Source organism: Curtobacterium sp. MCBD17_013 (assembly GCF_003234565.1).
Classification (GTDB): Bacteria; Actinomycetota; Actinomycetes; order Actinomycetales; family Microbacteriaceae; genus Curtobacterium.
In genome coordinates this window covers 38,454-56,692 of record NZ_QKTU01000008.1, presented here as the reverse complement: position 1 = coordinate 56,692, position 18,239 = coordinate 38,454, and the positions used below count along the sequence as shown (strand labels likewise).

Here is an 18,239-nt window from a genome sequence, read left to right as displayed (position 1 = left end):
GGATCGCCGACATCCGCCTCCTGCGCCGGGGCTCAGGCCGCGGTCGGGTCCTCGTCACCGAGCTGCGCGACGAGGTCCTGCACCCGCGCCGCGGTCTCCGACGTCCGACCGGCCGCGGGGGCGCTGAAGAAGTCGTCGAACCCGGGCAGGTCGTCGGCGCCGGTGTCGACGACCGCGCGGTACCCCATGGTCCACGCCGGGAACCGACGCTCGGCGATCGACTCCTGCGCGACGAGCTGGACCGCACCGTGCCGCGGGTCCGACGCGATGATCGCGTAGCGCTCGCGCACGGCGTCGTCGGGGCCCTCGAGCACCTGCATGAACTGCCCGTCCTGGTGCAGCAGGACGCCGGTCAGACCGGCACGGGCGTTGTTCGCGCGGCTGTTCAGGAGCAGGACCGCCAGGTCGTCATCCGTGAACGGGTACGTCGCGGAACTGGTGTAGACGGTGGACAGCACGACGGTTCTCCTCAGGTGGGGATCAGGGGTAGGACCCAGATTCCACCCACGACCGCCGCGAGCGGGACACCCAGTTCGGGGCGCATCGGGGAAGCACGGCCCGAACGGTGCCTCCGAGCCGGTCCAGGAGGCACGAGTAGACGAGACGCAGCCGTCGTACCCCGTCGGCGGAGTCAGCGTCGACAGGACCACCCGAGATCACGACACCCGAGACGGACCCGAGATGCTGCACCGTCGACCGACCACCGACCCCGTCACGACGAGCGATGACGCGCTGCTCATCGCCGTCTGCGGCGGCGACCGCGAGGCCTTCCGCCAGCTCTACGTCCGGCTGACGCCGCGCCTCGTGTCGTTCGCCCGCCGGACGCTCGTCGACCACGCCCAGGCCGAGGAGGTCGTGCACGACGTCCTCCTCGACGTCTGGTCCGACGACACGACACCGTACGACCCCGCGCGCGCCTCGGCGACGAGCTGGCTCCAGACCCTCACCCACCGCCGCGCCGTCGACCGGGTCCGGTCCATCGAGCGCACCCGGCAGCGGGAGATCCGCGTCGGGATGCGGGACTTCGAGCCGGTCGACCACGACGCCGCCGAGCGGTTGGACGTGCTGGCCGAGTGGGTCGCGGTGCGGAACGCGCTCGCCGGCCTCACGCCGAACCAGCGATCCGCCGTGCTGTTGCGGTACCGCGACGGGCTCACGGACCTGGAGGTCGCCGACCGGTTGAGCGTCCCGGTCGGCACCGCGAAGACGCGGATCCGGAGCGGTCTCCGCGGTCTCCGCCGCTGCCTCAGCGTCGCGGTCTGACGGCGTAGGTCAGCGCGACGGCCCAGGGCGGTCCGGGCGGCGTTCGCCGTGACTCAGAGCGACCAGGCGTCGTCGACCCACGTCGACGGCGTGAGCGGAGCGCGCACCTGGTACCGCTCCTCCCAACCGCGCTCGAGGCGGGAGGCCGCCCGGTCGAACGCCGACATCAGGTCGAGGTCCTGCCGGAGCAGGGCCTGCAGCTGCAGGCCCTCGTAGAGGGCGATGAGCTGCTCCGCGCCGCGACGGGGGTCCATGGTGTGCGGTGCACGACCGACGGCGACGTCGTGCTCGAGACCGCGGCGGATCTGCGTGACGAACAGCTGGTACCGCGACTGCAGGTAGGGGGCCATGGGGTGCGTGCAGTCGCTCGCGACGCTCGCGAGGGCGACGAGCAGGCGCATGAGCGCGGGCTGCCGGACGTTCGACGCCACCATCGCGCGGAGGAACTCGACGGTGCTGACGTCGCCGAGGGTGTGCTCGATGGCTTCGGTGCGCTGGCCGTTCCACCGGTCGACGGCGGCGAGCACGAGGCCGTCCCACGACGGGAAGTGCTGGTGGAGCTCCTCGAGCGAGATGCCGATGCGGGCGGCGACGGCGTCCGGACGGGCCTCGTGGAAGGGCACCTCGTGGAGCAGGTCGACGGCCCCGTCGACGATGATGACGCGGAGGTGGAGCGTCTGGGCTGCGGCGGCAGCGGCCGCGGTGTCCGCGTTGGTGTGGTCGAGCATCATGCCCCTTCGTGGAGACGGGAGGGCGGACGACGTTGGCACCCTGGTCCGGTCTGGCGGACGTCGTGTCCGTCCCTACGATCAAACCGCCCAGAAGGTTTCTTCCGCACCCCCCGGTCCGGGGGTCCTCTCTTCAGGGGACAACCGGGGGGCGGCGCCCTCGGGGTATCGGGAGCGACGACGTAGCATGACCACACCCGACGCGGGCCCCGAACCCGCGACCCCGTATCCCAGGAGCACCATGTACCCGAAGCATGCCCTCGTCCGCCGTGTCCGGATCCCGATCGTGGGCGGTGTCACCCTCGCCGTCGCGGGCGCCCTCGTCCTGGCCGCCGGCCCCGCAGCCCACGCCACCGAGGTCTCCGGCGCGATCACGAACGTCACCGTCAGCCCGACCACGCCGGCGCTCGGCAGTCAGCTCCGCACGTCCATCGACTGGTGCGCGCCCGCCGACGCCCACGCCGGCGACACGTTCGGCCTCACGTTGAGCGACCACCTCGGCCACCTGCCGACGGGCTTCGAACTCGACGACCCCGCGACCGGCGCGACGGTGGCGACGGCAACGATCGCATCGAGCACCCCGTGGATCGTCTCGTTCACGTTCACGAACTACGTGGACACGCACCGCGACACCTGCGGCACGGCGTACGTCCAGTCGGACTTCAACGGCACGACGACCCCGGGCGGTGTCACCACCCCGATCACCTCGACGACGAGTGACGGGCGGCAGTTCACGACGCCGATCACGCCGACCGGCCCGGCCTGGGGTGACCCGGCGGCCGCGTCGAAGTACGGCACGTGGGCGCGGCCCGACCAGGGCCGGACGAACCCGACGGACGCGGTCGTCTGGCACATCGACACCCCGAACGGCCCGTTCGCCTCCGCCACGACCACCGACGCCGTTCCCGCCGGACAGACCTGGCAGTTCGACTGCGCCACGGTGCAGCTCTCCGAGGGTTCCTACGTCGACGGCGTCTACACGCACATCGCCGACCTTCCCGGGTCGGGGATCCCGGTCACCTGCTCCACCACCAGCGTGACCGTGTCCTGGCCCACACTCACCGTCGCGGACCAGTACCGGGTCGAGATCGCGGCTTCCGAGCGCACGGCGAACGGGGACGGTCCGTCCCGCACCGAGCAGAACGTGGCGACCGTCACCACCCGCGCCACCGACGGCACGACCGCCACGACGGATGCCGGTGCACAGATGATCCAGGCGAGCGCGGGCGGCATGGGGCAGGGCGTCGCCGTTGCCGTCGCGCCGATCGCGACGCCGACGCCGTCCCCCTCGGGCGGCACCGCGCGCGTGTCCCCGGCCGGAGCGAGCGCCGTACCGGCTGCTGCCGCTGCGACCGACACATCGGGCTCCCTCGCGTTCACCGGGCAGGACGACCGCCCGGCGATCGCGCTCGGTTCGGCCCTGCTCCTGGCGGGGATCGCCGTGCTCGCCCTGGCGCGTCGCCGTCGGCTCACCGTCGACGCGCCCGAGTCGTCCGGATCCGCGACGCCGCGTCACGGCCTCCGTCGGCAGCGCTGACCCACGTCCCGTCGGGACCGCGCCGTCGGGACCGGGCCGGCACGGACCGGGCCGGCGGGACACCGCTGGCGCGGCGCCGGGATCGCGGTGCGAGGATGGACGCCATGTCCCCCGACGATCTGGCACAGGGCCTCGCGCAGATGGCGAGCACCGGGTTCGAGCTCGGTGGCGGCGCGGACGAGGTCGCACGGGACGTCCGGCTCATGTGGGAGCACCTCGGCGCTCCGGCCGGTGCCTTCGAGGCCGCGGCCGAGGCCGTCGCGAAGCTGCCGCAGCGTCCGGAGGTACCCGTCGCCGACCTGGCGCGCCGGGCCGAGATGGAGCGGGCCTTCGGCATCCAGCCGGTCGAGGTCGAACTCGCCGCGGCGTTGTCCGCACGTGAACTGCTGCAGCGCATGGCGCGGATGCGCCCCGCCCCTGACACCCGCTGACGCCCCCGGACGGCCCGGACTTGGAACGCCCAGATCGCAGAACACGCCGCTTCCCGATGGTGGGAAGCGGCGTGTTGCGCGATCTCGTCGCGGTGCTCGGCCGGCGGACCGGTCGATCACGCGCCGGGCGATCACGCGCCGGGCGTCACGGCGTGGGCATGCCACCGTTCACGTGGAGCGTCTCGCCGATGACGAACGAGGACTCACCACTCGCCAGGAACACGAAGGCCGGCGCGAGCTCGGCCGGCTGACCCCAGCGTCCGAGCGGGGTCTCGGCGCCGACCTCGGGCAGCTTCTCGGGGGCCTGGCCACCCGCCGGCTGCAGCGGCGTCCAGATCGGGCCGGGAGCGACCGCGTTGACGCGGATGCCCTTCGACGCGAGCTGGCCCGCGAGCCCCTTGGAGAACGTGTTGATGGCACCCTTGGTCGAGGCGTAGTGCACGAGCGCCGGCGACGGCTGGTACGCCTGGATCGAGGTCGTGTTGATGATCGTCGAGCCCGGCTGCAGGTGCGGCAGCGCGGCCTTCGTGATCCAGAACATCGCGTAGACGTTCGTCTTGAAGGTGGCGTCGAACTCCTCGTCCGACAGGTCGGTGAGGTCCTCGACGTGCTGCTGCTTGCCCGCGTTGTTGACGAGGATGTCGAGCCCACCGAGCTCGTCGACGGCCTTCGCCACGAGCTCACGGCAGAACGCGGCGTCCGTGATGTCGCCGGGCAGCGTGACGGCCTTGCGGCCCGCGTCCTCGATGAGGCCGACGATGCGCTTGGCGTCCTCTTCCTCCTCGGGCAGGTACCCGATCGCGACGTCGGCGCCCTCGCGCGCGTAGGCGATCGCGACCGCTGCGCCGATGCCCGAGTCACCGCCCGTGATCAGGGCCTTGCGCCCCTCGAGTCGACCGGAGCCGCGGTAGGTCTCCTCACCGTGGTCGGCGGGGACGTTCTCCGCCATCTCGGCATCGGTGCCGGATCCGCCGAGGTACTGCTCGTCGGGCACCTTGTCGGCGTAGAGCTTGCTCGGGTCCTGGAACGTGTACTGGTCCGTCATGTCTGGGTCTCCTCCTCCTGGCTGAGGACCCCGACGGTACGCGGGAGACCGGGACGCGCTCACGGCCAGCCGGCGGCGGTTGTCCCCCGGGCGGAGGCGCTCCGGTCCCCGCCCGCCCCGTCGTCAGTCGGCGGGCCGGAACACCGCGATCGGCAGCGCTCCCGGCTCCTCGTCGACGTCGTCGGTGGCGATCCAGGTCCGTCCCTCGTGCTCGATGGTCGTCGGGAGCTCGCCCCGCACGATCAGGCGGATCGGCGGCTGGTCGCCGTCCACGAGGTCCACGCCCCGCGCGCGGTCGTCACCGGTGTTGTCGACCACGTACTCCGTCATGGGTGCAGTCTGTCACCGTCCGGCGGCCCAGGTGTCGAGCCGCTCGAGCGCGCGCAGCGCCGCGGCCCGGTCGCCGCCCCGGTCGGGAGGCACGGGGGCGCCCGCCCCGTCGCGCGCGTCGGGCGAGCCGACCCAGACCCGACCGGAGGCACCGTCGACGGTCACGAGGTCACCGACGCGGACGACCACCCCGGAGGGGCCCGTCGCGGTGGCGTCGTCCCCGGATCCCGTGAGCACGAGGTCACCGGCGCCGACCACGGCCGGGACACCCCACCCCCGCGCGACCACGGCCGCGTGACTGGCCAGGCCGCCCCGGCAGGTGACGATCGCGACCGCGGCGGACATCCCGACGACGTCCTTCGGGCTGGTCTCACGACGCACGAGCACGACGTCGCCGTCCGCGGCGAGCGCCGCCTCGGACGAGAACACGACCGCCCCGGTGACGATCCCGGGCGACGCGCCGAGCCCGGTCACGAGCAGCGTCCCGCCGGCGGCAGCACCGTGCGCGTCGTCACCGTGCTCCGTGGCGGCACCAGCACCACCCGTCTCGAGGTCGCGCCGCGCCCGCTCCCGGACCTCCTCCGGGACGCGCGCCACGGCCTCCTCGGGCGTCAGCGCGACCTCCGGGTCGTCCACCAGGTCGACGGCGGTGCGCACGGCGGCGACCGCGCTGAGCTTGCCGGCGCGGGTCTGGAGGAACCAGAGCCGTCCCTCCTCGACGGTGAACTCGACGTCGCAGACGTGGCGGTAGTGGGCCTCCAGGCGGCGCAGCGCGGCCATGAGGTCGACGTACACCTGGGGGTCGAGGTCGGCGAGGTCGCGGACCGGCACCGGGTGCGCACTGCCGTCGACGACGTCCTCACCCTGGCCGCGGTCGAGGTAGTCGCCGTACGGGCCGGGCGCGCCGGTGGCCGGGTCGCGCGTGAAGACGACGCCGGTCCCGGAGCGTGGTCCGCGGTTGCCGAACACCATGGCCTGCACGGTGACGGCGGTGCCGGCGTCGTCGTCGATGCCGTCGCGGGCGCGGTAGGCGCGGGCACGCTCGCTGTCCCACGACGCGAAGACCGCGGCGATCGCCTCGCGGAGCTGCTGCTCGGGGTCGTGCGGCACGGGCCGCCCGGCGAGCTCGGTGATCCGTCGTTGCAGCGTGCGGGCGTCCTCGGCGTCGGCGAGCGCCTCGACGGACACGCCCATGACGATCGTGGCGTACATCCGGAGGAATCGGCGGTGGCTGTCCTCGGCGAAGGCGTCGTCCCCGGTGGCGCGCGCGAGCCCCCGCACGGTGTCGTCGTTGAGCCCGAGGTCGAGGACCGTGTCGAGCATCCCGGGCATCGAGACGGCGGCGCCGCTCCGAACGGACAGCAGCAGCGGATCGTCCGGGTCGCCGAGCCGGCGGCCCATCCGCTCGCCGAGCGCCGCGACGTGTGCCGCGACGACGGCGTCGAGCGAGGAGGGCCACCCACCGTGACGCCACCGACGGAAGACCGGCAGCGCGATCGTGAACCCCGGGGGCACGGCGAGTCCCAGCGCGGTCATCTCGGCGAGGCCCGCGCCCTTGCCGCCGAGCAGCTCCGGGAGCTCGCGGGCGGGGACGCCGTGGTGGTGGTCGAGCGCGAACACGGCGTCGTCGAGCGCGCGGTCCCGCGGTTCGACGCACGGCTCGGACGGGGAGGACATCACGGCGCTCCTGGGGTCGGAAAGGTGTTCCACAGTAGCCAGTTCGTCGCCGGACGCGACTACGGTTGGCGACCATGACGATCGGGAGCCCGACGGCGGGCGTCGACCTGATGGACCTCACCGCGTTCGCGGACGACCGCGAGATGGCGGTGTTCGCCGCGCTCCGGGAGCAGGACCCCGTGCACTGGAACGCCCCGTCGCACCGCGGGCCGGGCTTCTGGGCGCTCACTCGGTACGCCGACGTCAAGGCCGCGGCGAGCGAGATGCCGCAGCTGACGAGCGCCGAGGGCACCCAGATCCTGGACCGCAAGGTGGAGGGCGCGCTGCAGAGCCTCCACAACATGGACGGGCAGGAGCACGTCGCCCTGCGCCGGGTCACGATCCCGCACCTGCGGGCCGTGAAGATCCAGCAGTGGCAGGCCATGATCGACGAGGCCGTGACGCTCCTGCTCGACGAGGCGGAGGCCCGCGGCACCTTCGACCTGGTCGAACGCATCAGCGCCCGCCTGCCGATGCTCGTGCTGTCCCGCGTCCTCGGCGTCCCCGCGTCGGACGCGCCCCGCATGGTCGACTGGACGAACCGGTTGACGAGCTCCGACCCGGACCACCTGGTCGACGCCGACGCCCTCGCCGAAGCGCGGGACGAGGTCATGGGGTACTTCCAGCGCCTCACCGAGGAGCGTCGCGCCGACCCCCGGGACGACCTCATCAGCGTCATGGCGAACGGCAGCGTGGCCGGGCAGCCGCTCACCTGGAACCAGCTGGCGGCGTACTACATCGTGCTCGTGGCGGCCGGGAACGAGACCACGCGGCACCTCGTCTCGGGCGGCACGGTGGCGCTCCACGAGCACGACGCGTGGGCACGGCTGGAACGTGACCGCGGCCTCCTGCCGACGACCGTCGAGGAGATGTTCCGCCACGTCAGCCCGGTCGCCGCGATGCGCCGGACCGCACTCGAGGACCTGACCATCGACGGACGCGACGTCGCCGCGGGCGACAAGGTCGTCCTGTGGTTCTCGGCCGCGAACCGTGACCCCGCCGTGTTCGAGGACCCGGACGACTTCCGTCTCGACCGAACGCCGAACGACCACCTGAGCTTCGGGTGGGGCGCGCACTTCTGCCTCGGGTCGCACCTGGCGCGGGCGGAGGTCCGGTCGTTCTTCGGTGCCGTGCTCGACCGCGGGATCCGGTTCGAGCTCGACGGGGAGCCGGAACGCCTGCGGGTGAACCTGTTCCGCGGGTGGGACCGCGTGCCGGTGCGTGTGGTCCGGACGGGAGGCGCGGCATGAGTCCCGAGACCGGTGTCAGCACCACCGCCGCTCCCGTCGACGCGGTCGTCGTCCCCGACCGCTCCGTGTTCATCGGCGGCGGCTGGGTCTCGCCCGACGACGAGGCCCCACTCGACGTCGTGGACCCGGCGACGGAACGGATCATCGGCACCGTCCTCGACGCATCCGCCGACCTCGCGCACCGCGCACTGCTCGATGCCCGGGAGGCCTGGCCCGCCTGGGCGGCGCTGCCACCGTCCCGACGTGCCGGGCTCCTCGACGCGCTCGCCGCGGAACTCGAACGGCACGGTGACGCCCTCGCCGAGCTCGCGACGCACGAGATCGGCATGCCCATCCGGGAGTCCCGCGCGGTCCAGGTCGACCTGCCCGTCAAGGTGCTCCGCTCGACGGCGGCGATCGCCCGGCAGCTCGCCTGGGACAGCCGCGACGCCTCGGGCAGCTCCGTCGTGCGCGAGGCGGTCGGCGTGGTGCTCGCGATCACGCCGTGGAACTTCCCCGTCCACCAGATCGTGGCGAAGCTCGCGCCCGCACTCGCCGCGGGCTGCACGGTCGTGCTCAAGCCGGCCGAGCTCACGCCGCTCAACGCGCTGTTCCTCGCCGAGCTCGGGCGCCGAGCGGGGCTGCCCGCCGGGGTGTTCGACGTCGTCACCGGGACCGGCGCGACGACGGGCGAGGCGCTCCTCCAGGACGAGACGTGGGACATGGTGTCGTTCACCGGCTCGCTCGCCGTCGGTCGGCACATCGGCGCCGTCGCCGGGTCGCGGATCAAGCGGGCGACGCTCGAACTCGGCGGCAAGTCCCCCGCGGTCGTGCTCGACGACGCCGACCTCGACCTGGCGGTGCGGACCACCGTGCGCAACTGCTTCACGAACGCGGGCCAGAAGTGCAACGCGCCGACACGGTTGCTCGTGCCGGCGGACCGGCTGCACGACGCGGTCCGGATCGCGGCGGAGTCCGCCGACGCGTACGTGCTCGGGGACCCGCTCGATCCCGGGACGACGATGGGTCCGGTCGTGTCGGCGGAGCAGCGCGCGAAGGTCCTCCGGTTCGTGGACACCGCACGAGCCGCGGGGGCGACGGTCGCCACGGGCGGCACCGCCGTCGACGGCACGGGGTTCTTCCTGCGCCCGACGATCGTCACCGACCTCGCCGAGGACGCCGAGATCGTCCGCGAGGAGGTGTTCGGTCCGGTCCTCGTCGTGCAGGGTCACGCGGGCGAGGACGACGCGGTCCGGATGGCGAACGACACCCCCTACGGCCTGTCGAGCGAGGTCTGGTCGGCGGACGAGGCGCGCGCGGCGGCGATCGCCCGACGCATCCGTGCCGGTCAGGTGCGGGTGAACGGCGTCCGCACCCCGGCCCTCCCGGTCTCGCCGTTCGGCGGGTACGGACAGTCGGGGCTGGGGCGCGAGATGGGGCCGTTCGCGATCGAGGAGTACCTCGAGGTGAAGGCCGTGCTCGGCGACCCCGTGCTCGATCCGACCGCGACCACCGCCGCACCAGCGGCGGCGGGGCAGGACCCGCTCGCGTGAGGGCCGCCGTCGTCACCGAGGCCGGTGGTCCGTTCGTCGTCCGCGACGACGTCGAGCACCGCGCGCCCGGCCCTGGCGAGGTCGTCGTCCGGATCCGCGCCGCGGGCCTGTGCCACACCGACCTGTCCCTGGCCGCGGGCGCGTTCGGGCAGCGGCTCCCGGCCGTCCTCGGACACGAGGGCGCGGGCGAGGTCGTCGCCCTCGGTCCGGCGGTGGACACCGTGGCGGTGGGCGACCGCGTCGTCGTGTCGTGGGTCCCCCGGTGCGGCCACTGCTCCGCGTGCCGCCGCGGCGAACCGTACATCTGCCGGAACCGCCCCCGATCGTCGGCGCAGGGCGCGGCGATGACGGCCGGCGGTGCGGACGTGGTCGCCGGGATGGGCACCGCGACCCTCGCCGAGGAGACCGTCCTGCCCGTGACGGCGCTCGTGCCGCTGCCCGAGGACGTGCCGTTCACCGTCGGTGCGCTGCTCGGCTGCGCCGTCCCGACCGGGTTCGGTGCCGCCGTCGACACCGCGCACGTCGCCCCGGGCGAGACCGCCCTGGTGATCGGGGCCGGCGCGGTCGGGCTCAACGCCGTGCAGGGCGCCCGGATCGCGGGTGCGACCACGATCGCGGCGGTCGACCCGAGCGCGGACCGCCGTCGCCTGGCCGCGGAGCTCGGTGCGACGACGACCGCCGCGCCCGGGGACCTCGACGGTGCCGCGCTGACGGATGGCGAGGGCTTCGACGTCGCGATCGACGCGGTCGGGTCGTCCGGCACGATCCGGGCCGCGTGGGACGCCGTCCGACGCGGTGGTCGGGTGGTCGTGGTCGGCGCGGGCCGGAGCGACGACCCCGTGCGGTTCAGCGCCCAGGAGCTGTTCCACGAGCAGAAGTCGATCACCGGGTCGTTCTACGGCTCGAGCGACATGTGGCGGCAGGTCCCGCGCATGGTCGACGCCTGGCGTGCCGGGGACCTCCGGCTCGACGCGTTCCTGACCGACGTCGTGTCCCTCGACGACCTCGAGGCGGCGGCGGCCCGGCAGCGCGCCGGCGACGTCCTCCGCGTGGTGGTCACACCGTGACCACCCGTCCGACCGACCGACCGGTCCGAACACCCGACGACCACGAACCGCGCAGCGCAGCGCACCGACACGGAGGACCGACATGGCCCAGCAGCTCACCGACGACGAGACCACCTTCGAGCAGGTCGGCACCGGCCTGACGGTCTACGAGACCGACGACCTCGTCGAGGGCGTGGCGAAGTGGCTCGAGACACCCGAGGACGTCATCGCCTTCGCCGACCTCGACGACGTGTCCGACGTCGTCGTGATCGCCCGCGGCGGCACCACGACCTTCCTGACGATGGCGCTCAACGCGGGCATCCGCGGGGTCGTCACGCTGCAGGGCGCACCGGAGAGCCACCTCGGCATCCTCTGCCGCGAGTACGGCATCCCGGCGGTGATGTCGGTCACGTTCGACAAGGGCGTCCGCACGCCGCGCGGCGAGGTGGTCCCCGCCGACGGCGTGCGGATCCGGCTCGACGTGTCGTCGCGGCCGGGAGGCAGGGTGAGCGTCGAGCGCGGTGCTCCCGTCGACGACTCCCCGGCGCCCGAGGGCGCCGCCCCGGCGATGAGCCAGGAGGAGTTGGCGCAGATCATGCTCCTGCTCGAGAAGTTCGGTGGCGTCGTGCCGAAGGGTTCCGAGGGCGATGCCGTCATGCAGGCCGAGATGACCACCCGGGTGCTGTACACCGACGCGGAGTCGATCCACCGCGACCTCACGCGCGAGGAGGTCAACGAGGCGATCCGCTACTACACCTGGAACGAGTGGGACGCCCTCGCTTCGCGTGCCACCGAGGGCGAGTCCGGACTCATCCCCCGCCAGGAGTACGAGGCCATGGGGATCATGAACTGCTGGTTCCAGCACCCGCGGTGGCTCCGTGCGATCGAGGACCGGATCGGGATCGACGGCGTCGTCGACATCGCGTCGATCGCCAAGCGCGAGATCGGCACCAAGGTCAACATGCTGCACATCTGGGCGCTCGCCACCGCGCCGTCGTTCGGGCGGGGCATCGCGCTCGAGCTCGGCCTGCACGACGCCGACTACGAGGCCGACCGGATCCGCGACGCGTTCGGCGTCGTCCGTCGGCTCTACAACGGTTTCTGGGGCGACGGCCCGATCCTCACGTCGATGCAGGGGTACCGTGCCGAGGTCCTCGACCGCGACTGGATCGACCGCTTCAGCCAGGACCGGATCGCCCTGGGCGCGGACGCCGACCGCTCGACGTTCCAGCGGTTCCAGGGAGCCGCGGAGCTCATGGGGTTCCTGCTCCACTTCGACAACCGGCTCGGTGTGTCGGATCACGGGCCCTACCCGACCGACGACGGCGGGTTCGTCCTCGTCCGCGACATCTTCCTCAACGAGCCCGCCTGGCACTGGAACGACCCGGCCTCGCCGCTGCCCTGGTCCGTCACGACCGCGATGTTCTTCGGCCCGGACTCCGGCCTCGACGTCCAGGTCATCGACATCTCGACCGCGTTCACGAACCCGGCCAACTACGTGCCGTACATCCAGGGCGTGGCGGCGTACACCCGACCGACCTGGGACGCGCCGATGTCCGACGTCGACGTCCTGTCGCTCGAGGACATGGCCGCCCTGCGCACGCAGATCGAGGCGCAGTCCGCCGCCCTGTACGGACGGATCGCGAGCATGGACCGCCGCGAGAAGATCGAGGCGGGCGCCCTCACGTACACCGCGGGCTTCGCGCTCCCGTTCGCCCGCGCCGCCGGCCTGCTCGACGAGCTCATCGCCGATCACGACTTCCTCGGGATCCACCCCGCGGTCGCCGCCTGCTACGACACGATCGTCAGCGGGGTCGCGACCGAGATGATCCCACGACTGTTCCTCACGGGGTCGTGGGGCAACCCCGTCCCCGAGACCGCCTCGACCGGTCTCGTCGCCGACGAGACCGAGTTCGCCGTCCTCCAGGCGCTGCGCGTCCGCGGGTTCGCCACGACCGAGCAGATCGCCGAGAGCACCGGGCTCGACGCCGCGGCGATCGACGCGACACTCGCCGCCACCGACGAGCGCGGACACACCCAGCCGACCGGGGGACGTCGGGCCATGCACACGCTCACGCCGGCCGGGCGCGCCCGCGCCGTGCTCCTCGCGGGCGACCGACTCAGCGCCACACAGCGCAGCACCGTGGCAGACGTGTACGAGTCGTTCCTGTTCCCGAACCGCGACGTCAAGCAGCTCACCGCGGACGCGCAGTCGGGAGCGGACGTCACGGAGCGCCTCGAGGTCGTGCACGGGCAGATCGGAGCCGTGCTCGCTCAGCTCGGGGCTGTCGACCCGCGCTTCGGTCGGTACGGCGAGCGGCTCGAGCGGGCGATCACGGCCTACCGCGGAGGCGACCGGGACGCCCTCGCCCGGCCCCTGTCCGGCTCGTACCACGACGTGTGGATGGAGCTGCACGAGGACCTCATCGCGACGCTCGGGCGGGAGCGCACGGAGGACGACGAGTAGCACCCCCCTTTCCTGCGATCGCGTCCGGGCCCACGCTCAACGCGACGACGATCGCGGGGATCGTCGCGTACCTCCCCATGCTGCGGCAGCGTCGGCCCGGAGGGCCGACACCGGTCCGCAGGTCACGATGCGGACACGGGGACGTTGCGATTCGATGAATGCCGGTCGCGGGAGCCCCCACGGCCCCTACGGTCGAGTGATGACCGCTCGAACGCTGCTGCTGCCCACGCTCGTCGTGGGTGCGCTGCTGCTCGGCGGATGCAGCACCCCGGGGACCGCGGCGATCGCCGGGGCCACCACCGACGGGGCAGGCGCTGCCGTCGCCACGCCGCGCGTGGTCGAGACCGCCAGCCTCCTGAGGACCGAAGGCGAGCCGAGCACCGACACGACGATCAGCGCCGCCAGCCTGCGGACCGTCGACGTCATCGAACTCGACGCCGAGCAGCTCCGGCTGTCCGACGGCGACGACCTCGTCGCGGTCGCGCCGATGACCGACGGCGACGCCACCGTCGGCCTCCTCCGTCGACTGCTCGGCAAGCCGCGGATCACCCGCACGGCGGTGGGCGACGGCGGCACCTGTGTCCCGGCGAGCACGTCGTACACGTGGGGCCGAGGCCTCCGGGTCGTCGACCTCGCGCAGACGTCCACCCGCGGGAACGCCGTCGACATCCGCATGCTCAAGGCGTCGATCACCGGACGGTCGGGGGCCACCGTGCACCTCCAGGGGCCCAACGGTGTCACCGTCGGCGACGACATCCGCGAGCGCGTCGCCACGGCCTCGGGCCGCGACAAGGAGTCCTACGCCTCGGGTGACCGCGCGAACTGGCAGATCGTGCTGCAGGAGGGCTGGGTCCTCGATCCGGACGCCTCCGACGCCGAGGTCGACGGCGTCTCCGCGATCACGAAGGGCACCGAGGTCGCCGTCATCGGATCGCCCATGCCGGTGCACTCGTCCGACGACTGCTAGTCCGCGCCGGTCTCAGTCGAGCGGGGTCCCGACCCGGTAGAAGGCGACCGCGTTGTCGACGAGCACGGCCCGGGCGTCGTCGGGATCGAGCCCCTCGACGGCCACGGCGACGTCCTCGTCCCGGAACGGTCGCCGCGCTCGCGTGCTCGGCAGGTCCGTCCCGAACAGGAGCGCGCGCGGGTCCACCCGGCGGATGGCGGCGAGGGTCTCGCGCACGTCGAGGTCCACGCGGCCGAACCCGGTCGCCTTGACACGGAGCCCGCGCTCGACGAGACGCAGCAGGACGTCCCGGTGCGCGTGCGTCATCCCGAGGTGGTCGACGGAGGCACGAGGCAGCGCCCGGAGCACCGGCTCGAGTTCGGCGAGATCCGCCGCGTCGAGGTACAGCTCGACGTGCATGCCGGCGACGTCCCACGCTCGACGCCCGAGCGCCACGAGATCGGTCACCGCCGTGGATCCGCCGCGGTACAGGTTGCAGCGGATCCCACGGACCCCGGCCGCGGCGAGCGCCCGGAGTCCGTCGTCGGCGATGTCCGTCGGCACGTTCACGACGCCGACGAACGACGGTCCGAGCCGGTCCAGCGCGTCGAGGAGGTACGTCGTGTCGACGCCCTGGAACGAACCGGACACCACGACGCCGCCGATCACGTCGAACGCCGCCGTGCGGGTCCGGTAGTCGTCCACCGTGAACCGCGGCGGGAGGTACCCCTCGTTCGGCACGAGCGGGAACCGCGGATCGATGACGTGGAGGTGGCTGTCGAAGACCTGGATCGGCACGCCGCCATGATGCCCACCCGTCCCCGCGAGATCGCACCTGCTGCCGCTCTGGAGCTCCCGAGAGGGGCAACGAGTGCGATCTCGCGGGCGGGCGTCAGACGCCGAGGACGAGCCGCGCCACCACCGGGAAGTGGTCGCTCGCCGCCCAGGTGCTCGGGTCGTCGTGGTCGATGCGGATGCCCTCGACCTCCACGGGTCCGCGCGTCAGGATCCAGTCGATCCGGACGCCCCCGTCCACGGGCGGCTCCCAGCCGTTGAAGCTCGACACGGGGTCGTCGGAACCGGCGCGCGTCCAGGCGTCCGCGAACCCCGCGACCGCCAAGCGTTCCGACGCCGCGGCGAGCCCCGCGCCCTCGTTGAAGTCCCCCGTGACGACGACCGGCCCGGAGGCATCGGCGAGGCGCGCGGCGATGAGGTCCGCGCTCATCCGGCGCACCTCGGCGCCCCGGGACGTCTGGACGTAGTCGGTGTGGGTCGTCAGGAGCGTGAAGCGCTCGTCGGTGACGAGGTCGTGGAAGCGCCCCCAGGTCGCCATCCGGACGTGTGAGGTGTTCCAGGTGTTCGACCCGACGGCGTCCGGGGTGTCCGACAGCCAGAACGCGCCGTCCTCCTCGACCGCCACGCGGTCCCGTCGGTGGAACACCGCCGCGTACTCGCCGCGCTCGCCGCCCTCGCGTCCCTGGCCGATGTCGCCGTACTCGGGCAGCGCTGCTCGGAGGTCCTCCATCTGCGCGTGGAACGCCTCCTGCACGCAGAGCACGTCGGGGTCGTTCCGCCGGATGATCGCCACGAGCAGCGGCAGGCGGTCCGCCCAGTCGTGCGCCGGGTCGTGGTGGTGGTTCTTGACGTTGTAGGTCATCACCGTCAGGGGCACGGCGGTGCGGAGCGTCGCGGCTCCGCCGGTCGTGGAGGGACTGCTCACGCCGTCGACGCTATCGTGCGCCCGTCGTCACGTCCGGTTCCGGACGCGATGCGGTGCCACGTCCGTGCGCGGTCGGAGGGCGTCGGGTCGTGCGATCAGGCGCTGAGCGCCGGGTAGTCCGTGTACCCCTCGGCCGTCGTGCCGTAGAAGGTCGCCGGGTTCGGGGTGTTCTCCTCGGCGTCGCGCTCCCAACGGGTGGCGAGGTCGGGGTTCGCGATGGCGGCGCGCCCGACCCCGACGGCGTCGGCGAGACCAGCCTCGACGAGACCGATCGCCTCGGTCCGGGTGGTCGGCGCGCTGAACCCGCTGTTCGCGATGAACGGCGCGCCGATGGTGCGCCGGATCCCCTGCACGAAGTCACCGGCGGGCTCGGCGTGGAGCACGTCGACGAACGCGAGCCCGAGCGGGGCGAGTCCCTCGGCCACGGCCGTGTACGTCGCGACGAGGTCGTCGCGGTCGGTCTCGAGCGCACCCTGGATGTTGTGCTCCGGGGAGAGGCGGATGCCCGTCCGGCCGGCACCGACGGCAGCGGCCACCGCGGCGGTCACCTCGACCGCGAGGCGCGCCCGGTTCTCCGGCGTCCCGCCGTACTCGTCCGTGCGCTCGTTCGACGCGGGCGAGAGGAACTGGTGCACCAGGTACCCGTTCGCGCCGTGGACCTCGACGCCGTCGAGCCCGGCGCGGATCGCGTTGCGGGCTGCGGCGACGAACTGCTCGACGACCACGTGCACCTCGTCGGTGGTGAGGGCGTGCGGCACCGGGTACTCGGCCTTGCCGAGCGGCGTGTGTGCCTCACCCGGCGCCGCGAGGGCGCTCGGGCCGACGATGCGCGGCGTCAGCGAGATGTCGGTGTGGGAGACGCGGCCGCCGTGCATGAGCTGCATCACGATCGTGCCCCCGGCGGCGTGCACCGCGTCGGCGACCCGGGCCCACCCGGCGACCTGCTCGTCCGTCTCGATGCCCGGCTGGCCGGGGTACGAGCGGGATTCCTGCACCGGCCAGGTCCCCTCGGTGACGATCATGCCGAGCCCGGCGCGCTGCGCGTAGTGCTCGACGAGCAGGTCGTTCGGGACGCCGTCGACCCCGGCGCGGGTGCGCGTGAGCGGGGCCATGACGATGCGGTTGCGGAGCTGGAGGTCGCCGAACTGGGCGGGGTCGAAGAGGTTCACACGAGGCCCGAACCGCGATCCGGGTTGTTCCATTCCGCAACTTGACCCCCAGAACGGGCGCTTTCCACAGGCTCCCGCCACCGCTTGCATGGAAGGACCGCGCACCACCCATGACGCGACGCCCACCGCAGGAGGACCACCCTGATGGAAACGACGACCGACACCACCGAGTCGGCCACCCAGACGCTCGCGGCCGTGGACGTCCGCATCGGCATCGTCGAGGCGGCCCTGCGGGTGCTGTCCCGCCAGTCCTACCGCCGCACGACGTTGCGGGACGTCGCGGACGAGGCCGGGATGACCCTGGAGCAGGTCGGCGAGCACTTCCCCACGTGGCCGGGGCTCGTCATGGCCACCCTGCACCACTGGCAGACCCTCCGGACCGCGCACCTCCTGGACGTCGGACGGGACCACGGCGTGCTCGAGTTCATGCGTCGCCTGGTCGAGGAGAACCTCGACGACCCCGTGATGGCACGGTTGCTCGTCATGGTGCTCGCGGAGGCGATGGACCCGACGCACCCGAGCGCTCCCTACCTGCAGACGCGCTACGAGGCGTTCCACCAGACCATCCTGACCGCGGTCGAACACGACATCGCGATGGGGCGCTTGCCCCACGACCTGCAGGCGGACCACGCCGCCGAGCTCATCCTCGGGCTCTGGGAAGGGCTGTGGATGCAGTTCCTGCTCCGCCCGCAGATGGACATGCAGGCGGCGTTCGACCGCGCGCTCGGCGTGCTGGTCCGCGACTGGCGCGTGGTCTAGCCCAGGTCGCCTGCGTCCGGGGCGAGTGCGCTGAGGTACGCGAAGTGCGCATCGAGCGCATGGCGACCGTCGCGCGTCAGGCCGGCCCAGGTGCGGGCGTGGCCTCGGTCGCGCTGGACCCGGCGGAGCACCACGTAACCGGCATCGGTGAGCACCCGGAGGTGCTTGCTCAGCGTCGCGTCCGAGACGTCGAGTGCGTCCCGCAACGTCGCGAACTCGACCTCGCCACCGCGTGCCAGCAGCGCGCAGATCTGGAGGCGCTGCGGCGCGTGGATCGTCGCGTCGAACGTCGGTTCCATC

The 18,239-nt window shown here is 72.9% G+C and carries 18 protein-coding genes; 9 read left to right on the top strand and 9 right to left on the bottom strand.

The features are described 5' to 3' along the window. Positions 1-32: 32 nt before the first annotated feature. Positions 33-458 carry a BLUF domain-containing protein gene (locus tag DEI81_RS10140; RefSeq protein WP_181434736.1) on the bottom strand — a complete coding sequence of 142 codons (426 nt, stop codon included), beginning with the start codon at positions 456-458 and terminating at the stop codon, positions 33-35. 223 nt (positions 459-681) lie between these two features. On the opposite strand from DEI81_RS10140, the gene DEI81_RS10135 reads away from it, so the two are divergent. Beyond that, complete coding sequence (locus DEI81_RS10135; RefSeq protein ID WP_111010604.1) at positions 682-1,263, top strand: sigma-70 family RNA polymerase sigma factor; 582 nt, start codon at positions 682-684, stop codon at positions 1,261-1,263. A 53-nt stretch (positions 1,264-1,316) separates the two neighbouring features. Here the strand turns inward: DEI81_RS10135 and DEI81_RS10130 are convergent, their stop codons facing one another. Further along, entirely contained in the window at positions 1,317-1,994 is a 678-nt protein-coding gene (locus DEI81_RS10130) for a TetR/AcrR family transcriptional regulator (protein WP_111010603.1), read from the bottom strand. 238 nt (positions 1,995-2,232) lie between these two features. On the opposite strand from DEI81_RS10130, the gene DEI81_RS10125 reads away from it, so the two are divergent. Together DEI81_RS10125 and DEI81_RS16230 are read left to right on the top strand one after the other, a co-directional pair. After that, positions 2,233-3,528, top strand: coding sequence for an Ig-like domain-containing protein (locus DEI81_RS10125; RefSeq protein WP_111010602.1), 1,296 nt, complete (start codon positions 2,233-2,235; stop codon positions 3,526-3,528). A 104-nt stretch (positions 3,529-3,632) separates the two neighbouring features. Next, the gene (locus tag DEI81_RS16230) at positions 3,633-3,959 is read left to right on the top strand and encodes a hypothetical protein (RefSeq protein ID WP_111071871.1); all 327 of its coding nucleotides are present in this window, start codon (positions 3,633-3,635) and stop codon (positions 3,957-3,959) included. A gap of 145 nt (positions 3,960-4,104) precedes the next feature. Here DEI81_RS16230 and DEI81_RS10120 read toward each other — a convergent pair whose 3' ends face one another. The 3 genes from DEI81_RS10120 to DEI81_RS10110 form a co-directional block, all read right to left on the bottom strand. Continuing rightward, complete coding sequence (locus tag DEI81_RS10120) at positions 4,105-5,004, bottom strand: glucose 1-dehydrogenase (protein ID WP_111010601.1); 900 nt, start codon at positions 5,002-5,004, stop codon at positions 4,105-4,107. A 123-nt stretch (positions 5,005-5,127) separates the two neighbouring features. Next, positions 5,128-5,334 (bottom strand): hypothetical protein, encoded by a 207-nt coding sequence (locus DEI81_RS10115; RefSeq protein WP_111010600.1) that lies wholly within the window; start codon positions 5,332-5,334, stop codon positions 5,128-5,130. 12 nt (positions 5,335-5,346) lie between these two features. Then, complete coding sequence (locus DEI81_RS10110; protein WP_111010599.1) at positions 5,347-7,011, bottom strand: PEP/pyruvate-binding domain-containing protein; 1,665 nt, start codon at positions 7,009-7,011, stop codon at positions 5,347-5,349. Between the two features lie 74 nt (positions 7,012-7,085). Between DEI81_RS10110 and DEI81_RS10105 the strand changes: the two genes are divergently transcribed. From DEI81_RS10105 to DEI81_RS10085, 5 genes are all read left to right on the top strand, one after another. After that, positions 7,086-8,300, top strand: coding sequence for a cytochrome P450 (locus tag DEI81_RS10105; RefSeq protein ID WP_220035670.1), 1,215 nt, complete (start codon positions 7,086-7,088; stop codon positions 8,298-8,300). After that, positions 8,297-9,832, top strand: a complete 1,536-nt coding sequence (locus DEI81_RS10100; protein WP_111010598.1) for an aldehyde dehydrogenase family protein — start codon at positions 8,297-8,299, stop codon at positions 9,830-9,832. Before DEI81_RS10105 ends, DEI81_RS10100 begins: the two co-directional genes overlap by 4 nt. After that, positions 9,829-10,899, top strand: coding sequence for a zinc-binding dehydrogenase (locus DEI81_RS10095; protein ID WP_111010597.1), 1,071 nt, complete (start codon positions 9,829-9,831; stop codon positions 10,897-10,899). Before DEI81_RS10100 ends, DEI81_RS10095 begins: the two co-directional genes overlap by 4 nt. 82 nt (positions 10,900-10,981) lie before the next feature. Beyond that, complete coding sequence (locus DEI81_RS10090; RefSeq protein WP_111010596.1) at positions 10,982-13,345, top strand: PEP-utilizing enzyme; 2,364 nt, start codon at positions 10,982-10,984, stop codon at positions 13,343-13,345. A 199-nt stretch (positions 13,346-13,544) separates the two neighbouring features. Then, a complete protein-coding gene (locus DEI81_RS10085; RefSeq protein WP_111010595.1) occupies positions 13,545-14,312 on the top strand; it encodes a hypothetical protein in 768 nt (255 codons plus the stop codon). A gap of 12 nt (positions 14,313-14,324) precedes the next feature. Here DEI81_RS10085 and DEI81_RS10080 read toward each other — a convergent pair whose 3' ends face one another. From DEI81_RS10080 to DEI81_RS10070, 3 genes are all read right to left on the bottom strand, one after another. Next, positions 14,325-15,089 (bottom strand): amidohydrolase, encoded by a 765-nt coding sequence (locus tag DEI81_RS10080; protein ID WP_111010594.1) that lies wholly within the window; start codon positions 15,087-15,089, stop codon positions 14,325-14,327. A gap of 94 nt (positions 15,090-15,183) precedes the next feature. After that, on the bottom strand, positions 15,184-16,011 hold the full coding sequence (locus tag DEI81_RS10075) for an endonuclease/exonuclease/phosphatase family protein (RefSeq protein WP_111010593.1): 828 nt from the start codon (positions 16,009-16,011) through the stop codon (positions 15,184-15,186). Between the two features lie 95 nt (positions 16,012-16,106). Continuing rightward, positions 16,107-17,180, bottom strand: coding sequence for an alkene reductase (locus DEI81_RS10070; RefSeq protein ID WP_181435385.1), 1,074 nt, complete (start codon positions 17,178-17,180; stop codon positions 16,107-16,109). A gap of 144 nt (positions 17,181-17,324) precedes the next feature. Between DEI81_RS10070 and DEI81_RS10065 the strand changes: the two genes are divergently transcribed. Continuing rightward, on the top strand, positions 17,325-17,939 hold the full coding sequence (locus tag DEI81_RS10065) for a TetR/AcrR family transcriptional regulator (RefSeq protein WP_111010591.1): 615 nt from the start codon (positions 17,325-17,327) through the stop codon (positions 17,937-17,939). On the opposite strand, the gene DEI81_RS10060 is transcribed toward DEI81_RS10065, so the two are convergent. Beyond that, positions 17,936-18,238: a transcriptional regulator gene (locus tag DEI81_RS10060; protein ID WP_181435379.1), complete on the bottom strand. Its 303-nt coding sequence runs from the start codon at positions 18,236-18,238 to the stop codon at positions 17,936-17,938. The two genes, DEI81_RS10065 and DEI81_RS10060, sit on opposite strands and share 4 nt — an antisense overlap. Between the last annotated feature and the right edge of the window lies 1 nt (position 18,239).

Excerpts from the sequence above, each read along its gene's own strand:
- DEI81_RS10065 (WP_111010591.1), top strand. The coding sequence starts at position 17,325 with ATGGAAACGACGACCGACACCACCGAGTCGGCCACCCAGACGCTCGCG.
- DEI81_RS16230 (WP_111071871.1), top strand. The coding sequence starts at position 3,633 with ATGTCCCCCGACGATCTGGCACAGGGCCTCGCGCAGATGGCGAGCACC.
- DEI81_RS10110 (WP_111010599.1), bottom strand. The coding sequence starts at position 7,011 with ATGTCCTCCCCGTCCGAGCCGTGCGTCGAACCGCGGGACCGCGCGCTC.
- DEI81_RS10135 (WP_111010604.1), top strand. The coding sequence starts at position 682 with ATGCTGCACCGTCGACCGACCACCGACCCCGTCACGACGAGCGATGAC.
- DEI81_RS10130 (WP_111010603.1), bottom strand. The coding sequence starts at position 1,994 with ATGATGCTCGACCACACCAACGCGGACACCGCGGCCGCTGCCGCCGCA.
- DEI81_RS10120 (WP_111010601.1), bottom strand. The coding sequence starts at position 5,004 with ATGACGGACCAGTACACGTTCCAGGACCCGAGCAAGCTCTACGCCGAC.
- DEI81_RS10105 (WP_220035670.1), top strand. The coding sequence starts at position 7,086 with ATGACGATCGGGAGCCCGACGGCGGGCGTCGACCTGATGGACCTCACC.
- DEI81_RS10090 (WP_111010596.1), top strand. The coding sequence starts at position 10,982 with ATGGCCCAGCAGCTCACCGACGACGAGACCACCTTCGAGCAGGTCGGC.
- DEI81_RS10060 (WP_181435379.1), bottom strand. The coding sequence starts at position 18,238 with ATGGAACCGACGTTCGACGCGACGATCCACGCGCCGCAGCGCCTCCAG.
- DEI81_RS10100 (WP_111010598.1), top strand. The coding sequence starts at position 8,297 with ATGAGTCCCGAGACCGGTGTCAGCACCACCGCCGCTCCCGTCGACGCG.
- DEI81_RS10125 (WP_111010602.1), top strand. The coding sequence starts at position 2,233 with ATGTACCCGAAGCATGCCCTCGTCCGCCGTGTCCGGATCCCGATCGTG.
- DEI81_RS10085 (WP_111010595.1), top strand. The coding sequence starts at position 13,545 with ATGACCGCTCGAACGCTGCTGCTGCCCACGCTCGTCGTGGGTGCGCTG.
- DEI81_RS10115 (WP_111010600.1), bottom strand. The coding sequence starts at position 5,334 with ATGACGGAGTACGTGGTCGACAACACCGGTGACGACCGCGCGCGGGGC.